General features: G+C 73.2%; 6 protein-coding genes. 5 read left to right on the plus strand and 1 reads right to left on the minus strand.

All coding sequences use genetic code 11. The features are described from left to right. Positions 1–45: 45 nt before the first annotated feature. Entirely contained in the window at positions 46–747 is a 702-nt protein-coding gene (gene sfsA, locus KDM41_07125; GenBank protein ID MCB1183187.1) for a DNA/RNA nuclease SfsA, read from the minus strand. 122 nt (positions 748–869) lie between these two features. Here sfsA and KDM41_07130 point away from each other — a divergent pair, with 122 nt between their 5' ends. From KDM41_07130 to KDM41_07150, 5 genes are all read left to right on the plus strand, one after another. Further along, entirely contained in the window at positions 870–1742 is an 873-nt protein-coding gene (locus KDM41_07130) for an MBL fold metallo-hydrolase (protein MCB1183188.1), read from the plus strand. A gap of 102 nt (positions 1743–1844) precedes the next feature. Then, positions 1845–2714 carry a lipoyl synthase gene (lipA, locus tag KDM41_07135; GenBank protein MCB1183189.1) on the plus strand — a complete coding sequence of 290 codons (870 nt, stop codon included), beginning with the start codon at positions 1845–1847 and terminating at the stop codon, positions 2712–2714. Beyond that, positions 2711–4075: a hypothetical protein gene (locus KDM41_07140; GenBank protein MCB1183190.1), complete on the plus strand. Its 1365-nt coding sequence runs from the start codon at positions 2711–2713 to the stop codon at positions 4073–4075. The genes lipA and KDM41_07140 overlap by 4 nt, the downstream gene beginning before the upstream one ends. 55 nt (positions 4076–4130) lie before the next feature. Then, positions 4131–5456: a sigma-54-dependent Fis family transcriptional regulator gene (locus KDM41_07145; protein MCB1183191.1), complete on the plus strand. Its 1326-nt coding sequence runs from the start codon at positions 4131–4133 to the stop codon at positions 5454–5456. Between the two features lie 194 nt (positions 5457–5650). Beyond that, positions 5651–6429 (plus strand): hypothetical protein (locus tag KDM41_07150; protein MCB1183192.1); only part of this gene is annotated, 779 nt, incomplete at its 3' end.

The following is a 6429-nucleotide window of genomic DNA, read 5'->3' on the forward strand; positions in this document are numbered from 1 at the left end:
AGTCTACCAAAACGGGGGGATTTCACAAAACGGGCCGTCGGAGGCTCAGACCTGCATATCCAGAAGTCGCGCCGGGACGATGGCTTGCGGCGATACGTCGCACCCCACGCCGACCACCGTGACCCCGGCCGCCAGCGCGTCCCGCAGCAGCCGGCCGTACGCCGGGTCGATGTCGTCGGCGGGCCCGACCGTGCGGGCGTCCGGCCGCTGGGAGCAGAAGAGCAGCACGGCGCGCTCGCCCGCCGCCGCCAGGTCCATCAGTTCGCGCAGGTGCTTGCGGCCCCGCTCGGAGGGGGCGTCGGGGAAGCGGCCGTGGCCGCCGGCGACCAGCGAGACGTTCTTCACCTCGACCCACACCGGCCCCGCGGCGCCCGCCAGCAGCAGGTCGATGCGCGAACCGCGCGTGCCGTACTTCACCTCGCGTCTGATGTCGTCGCACCCGGCCAGGGCGGGCACCAGGCCGGCCGTGATCGCCTCGGCGGCCAGCGTGTTGGCCAGCGCCGTGTTTACGCCCACGGGCACGCCCTCGGGCGTGTCGACGATCTCGAGGGACCACTTCAGCTTCCGCGCCGGATCGGCGGCCGGGCTCAGCCAGATGCGGCCGCCGGGGTGCAGACAGCCCGTCATGCGGCCGGTGTTGTTGGTGTGGGCGACGAGGTCGGTGCCGTCGGGGCCGACGGCGTGGATCAGGAAGCGCTTCTCGCGGCGGATGAAGGTGGCGGGCTGCAGGGGGCGGGGAAACTCCATGGATGTCCTCGGGGCCGGGCGGGCCGGGCCCGCCATGGGAGATGGCGCGTTGCCCGCGTGGGCGGACGGCGTTATTGTTAGCCCCATCGCGAACGATGGCAACTCCCGCTCCGAAAGACGACGTGACGATGCAGCTCGGTGACTGGAATTTCCGCGCCGTCCACGACGGCCGGTTCAAGCTCGACGGCGGCGCCATGTTCGGCGTGGTGCCCAAGATCTTCTGGGAGAAGCAGCATCCGGCCGACGAGATGAACCGCATCGACCTGGACCTGCGCTGCCTGCTCGTCGACCACGGCGACCGGCGCATCCTGGTCGACACCGGCATGGGCGACCGCTGGACCGAGAAGCAGCTGAAGATCTACGGTCTGGTGCGCCGACCCAACCAGCTCGTGGCCGAGCTGGCCGAGGCGGGCGTCACGCGCGAGTCGATCACCGACGTGGTGCTCACGCATCTGCACTTCGATCACTGCGGCGGCACCCTGCAGGAGCGTGACGGCGAACTCAGGCCCGTCTTCCCCAACGCCCGCCACTGGGTGCAGAAGCGCCACTGGGAGTGGTCGCAGGGCCCGAGCGAGCGTGACCGCGCCAGCTTCCGCCCCGAGGACTTCGCCGCCCTGGCCGAGCACGGCCAGCTGCAGCTGGTCGACGGGCCCGGGGAGATCATGCCGGGCGTGCGGGTGACGACGATCAGCGGGCACACCCCGGGCCAGCAGATGGTCGAGTTCCACACGGGCGCCGGCACGGTGGTCTTCGTGGGCGACCTGCTGCCCTTCCTGAGCCAGGTGCACATCCCCTGGATCATGGGCTTCGACCTGAACCCGCTGCTCACGGTCACCGAGAAGAAGCAGTTCCTGACCCGGGCCGTCGAGGACGGCTACATCCTGGTCTTCGAACACGACACCATGCACGAGGCCGCCACCGTGACGTTCGCCGACGGGAAGTTCCAGCCCGACCGCGTCTTCACCCTGGCCGCGGCCGCCGCGGGCGGCGAGTAGGAAGCGCACGTGAAGAACGACGACCTGATTCCCGACCTGACCGCCGCCGCGCCGCCGCCGGAGCCGGAGCGCGACGTCGTCCGGAAGCCGTCCTGGCTGCGCATGAAGCGCCAGGGCGGGGCCGAGTACAACGACATGAAGCGCCTGCTGCGCACCGCCTCCCTGAACACGGTGTGCGAGAGCGCCAACTGCCCCAACCGGGGCGAGTGCTTCAGCAGCCGCACGGCGACCTTCATGCTGCTGGGCGACATCTGCACCCGCCACTGCACCTTCTGCAACATCCCGGGCGGCCGCGTGCGGCCCGTCGACGCCGACGAGCCGCGCCGCGTGGCCGAGGCCGTGGCCGAGCTGCAGCTGAAGTTCGCCGTGGTCACCTCCGTCAATCGCGACGACCTGCCCGACGGCGGCGCCGCCCACTTCGCCTCGACCATCCGGCAGATCCGGCGGCGCAACCCCGGCTGCGGGGTCGAGGTGCTGATTCCCGACTTCATGGGCGATCCCCAGGCCCTCGAGGTGGTGCTCGAGGCCGCGCCCGAGGTGCTGAACCACAACCTCGAGACCGTGCCGCGCCTGTACGGCGAGATGCGTCCGCAGGCCGACTACCACCGTTCGCTGCAGGTGCTGCGGCGCGCGCGGCAGTGGGCCGACGGGTTCGAGCGCAACATCCGCATCAAGACGGGCATCATGGTCGGCGTGGGCGAGACCCTCGCCGAGGTGACCGAACTGATGCGCGACGCCGTGGCGCACGGCGTGCAGATCCTGACCATCGGCCAGTACCTGCAGCCCACGGCGCAGCACCACCCGGTGATCCGCTACGTGGAACCGGCGGAGTTCGCGGAGTACGCCCGCCTGGGCCGCGAGCTGGGCCTCGAGTGGGTCGAGAGCGGGCCCATGGTGCGCTCGAGCTACCACGCCCGCGAACAGAGCGACGGCCTGGCCGACGAGCGCGACGGCCACGCCGCCACGGGATGACCGGCGGGCGGCGCTGGATCGCCTGGGCCGCCCTGGCCTACGCGATCATCATCGCCGCCGTGGCCCTGGGGCTGGCCCGCCTCTACGCGGGGGCGTCGACGCGGCTGGACGAGGCCCTCGGGCAGCGCCTGCTCGCGGTCGCGGGCACCATCGCCGAACTCTCGCCCGCCGAAGTGGTCTTCAGCCACGTGGTCGGCGACACCGCGGCCGACTACGCCCTCGAGACCCTCACCGAGTCCTATCTGGCCATCGCCAGGCGCGAGAATCTGGCCGAGATCACCCTCACCGACGCCATCGACCGCAGCGTGATCGTGTCGACCTCGGCGGCCCTGGCCCCGGGGGCGCCCAACGACTGGTGGGCCCTCGATCCGGGCGCGGTGGAGACGGCCCTGGCGGGACAGCCGGCGGCGACGAAGCTGTACGACCTCGACGGCCCGCGCGGCGTGAAACAGAAATCGGCCCACGTGCCGCTCATGCGCTACGACACCGAGGGCGGCTACGTGCTGGCGGTGGTCACCGTCAGCGGCAGCCCCGACTTCTTCGAGGCCCTCGACGACCTGCGCACCGGCGCCTGGGTGACGGCGCTGGCCGTGCTCGCGGTGCTGGTGGCCATGGGCGTCTTCCTCGGCCGCATCAACGTGGCCCTCGGCCGCTACCGCGCCTCGATCCTGCGCCAGGAGAACCTGGCCGCCATGGGGCGCATGACCGCGGGCATCGCCCACGAGATCCGCAACCCCCTGGGCATCATCCGGGGCGCGGGGCAGCACCTGCAGCGGGTGCTCGGCGACCACGGCATCGCCGACGAGGTGGCCGACTTCATTCCCGAGGAGGTCGACCGGCTCGACCACATCCTCACCGGCTATCTCGCGTTCGGCGCCGACAGGGACGCCGTCGTCGAGACCTTCGACCTGGCCGACGCCCTGCGGCGCGGCGCCGGGCTGGTGCGCGACGAACTGGCCGCCGCCGGCGTGACCCTCGTGGTGCCGCCCGTCCTGCCGGCCCTGCCGGTGCGGGGCGACCCGCGCCGGGTGCAGCAGGTGCTGCTGAACCTGCTGCTGAACGCGCGCGATGCCATGCCCGGCGGCGGGGCGGTCGAGCTCGATGCGGCGGCCGCGGGCACCCGCGCGGTGGTGCGGGTGCGGGACGAAGGACCCGGCCTCGGCGATCTGGCTTCCGACAAGCTCTTCGAACCCTTCTGGACCTCCAAGGAGAAGGGCAGCGGACTGGGGCTGGCCATGTCGCGGCGGATCATGGAGGATATGCACGGCGGCCTGGATCTGGCCGACCGGCCGGACGGCCGCGGGGCCGTGGCCGAGCTGTGGGCCCCGCTGGCACCGGACGCCGGCCCGGCGGCCCGGTGAGCGCGGAAAGGGAGACGACGTGGCGCGCATCCTGGTGGTGGACGACGAGCAGAAGATGGTGGTGCTGCTGAAGAGCGCGCTGGAGCACCGCGGCCACGAGGTGGTCGGGGTGCACGGCGGCGCCGAGGCCCTGGCGCAGGTGCGCGAGCGGGCCTTCGACGTGGTGCTCACCGACCTGCGCATGGAGCCGGTGGGCGGGCTCGAGGTCCTGGCCGGCGTGCGCGAGACGAGCCCGGACACGGCCGTGGTCATCCTGACGGCCTACGGCGAGGTCGAGACCGCCGTCGCGGCCCTGCAGCAGGGCGCCTATCACTTCCTGACCAAGCCCGTCAACTTCCAGGCGGTGGCCCACGTGGTCGAGCAGGCCGTCGGGGCCGAGGCGGTGCGCCGCGAGAACGCGGCCCTGCGGCGGGTGACCGGTGCGCCGGTCGGGACCGACGACGCCCTGGTGGGCGAGGCGGCGGCGACCCGGTCCCTGCGCGAGATGATCGGGCGCGTGGCGCCGTCGGATGCCACCGTACTCATCCGCGGCGAGAGCGGCACCGGCAAGGAGCTGGCGGCCCGCGCGATCCACGCGCGCAGCGGCCGTTCGGACCGGGCCTTCGTCCCGGTGAACTGCGCGGCCATCGCCGAGACCCTGCTCGAGAGCGAGCTCTTCGGCTACCGCAAGGGCGCCTTCACCGGCGCCGACAGCGACCGGGAGGGGCTCTTCGAGGCGGCCCACGGCGGCACCGTCTTCCTCGACGAGATCGGCGAGGCGGGGCCCGCGGTGCAGGCCAAGCTGCTGCGCGTGCTCGAGGAGCGGCGCATCAACCGCGTGGGCGATCCGCGCGAGCGCGAGGTCGACGTGCGCATCATCGCGGCCACGAACCGGCCGCTCGAGGAGGCCATCGCCGCGCGCACCTTCCGCGAGGATCTCTACTACCGCCTGCTCGTCTTCCCCCTCGACGTGCCGCCCCTGCGCGAGCGCGCCGATGACATCCCGCTGCTGACCGACCACTTCCTGCGCGCCCTCGGCCGCCGCGGCCACAAGCTGCCGGCCGGGACCATGGCCCGCATGCGGGCCTACAAGTGGCCCGGCAACGTGCGGGAACTGCGCAACCTGGTCGAGCGGGCCCACATCCTGGCCGGTGACGGGCCGGTGGGCGACGAGCACGTGCTGCTGGACGTGGCGGCGGCCCACACGGGCGAGGAGCCCGGCGCCGACCTGAACCTGGACAACAACGCCCGCCGGCTCATCGCCGCGGCCCTGCAGCGGGCGGGAGGCAACAAGAGCCGGGCGGCGCGCATGCTCGGCATCACCCGGCGCACCCTGTACTCGCGGCTCAGCCTGCTGGGCATGGACGACGGGGACGACGGCGAAGACGAAAACGCCCCCTGAGGGGCGGCCGGGGGCGGAAGCTGTACCGGGAGGGACATCCCGGCCCGGCCGAGGCCCGGCCGGGACGATGCAAGTGCCAGGCGGACATGGACTTGAAGTCGAAGTGCGACGTTCGGGCGGCTGGCATGTCTCCTGCAACGCCGGGCCGGGCGCCGTCCGGCGGCGCCGTGACCCGATCCGGAGGCGAGGACCCCATGAGCGACATCACGAACTTCCGCGCCCGCGTCTCCGGGCCCCGGCTGCGCGGGGCCGGCCTCGGGCTCGTGCTGCTGGCCGCCGTCGCCGTCGGGACCGGGCCGGCCGCCGCCCAGCAGAGCGGCGAGGCCGTGCGGACCTTCATCGAGCGCAATGACGAACTGCTCATGTGGGCCCGTGATCTCGTGGCCGAGACCGAGAGCGACCAGGCCCGCCGCGTGCTGCGGCAGGCGGCCGACCTGCACCAGCGCAGCGTCGACATCCTCGACGGCGGGCGCCCCGTCGAGGCCCTGGCCGTCGGCCGGCGCGCCCGCGACGCCATCTGGCACGCGGTGCGCCTGGCGCGGGAGGCCATGGGGCTGGAGGAGCGGATCCGCATCCGCGCCGAGCGCTTCCGCGACCTGCACCAGGACCTCTCGGAGCGGGCCCGCGCCGGCAACAACGAGCAGGCCCTGCAGTTCCTCGAGCGGGCCCGGCAGCAGGCCGACCGCGCCCGCGAGCTCGTGCGCCAGGGCGACTTCCAGCTGGCCTGGAACCTCCTGGACCAGGCGGGCGATCTCATGGCCCGGGCGGCCCGCGTGCTGGCGGCCGACGCGGGCCCCGAGCGCCTCGACGCCGAACTCGAGCGGGCGCGCGCGGCCATCGCCCGGGCCCGCGAGCAGCTCGGCGACGGCGCCCGTCCCCACCAGCTCGACCTGCTGGCCGAGGCCGAGGACGCCTGGCAGCGGGCCGACGCGGCGCGGGCCGCGGGCCAGCCGGGCCAGGCCCTGCAGTTGGC

This window comes from bacterium (genome assembly GCA_020440705.1).
Lineage (GTDB): Bacteria > Krumholzibacteriota > Krumholzibacteriia > LZORAL124-64-63 > LZORAL124-64-63 > JAGRNP01.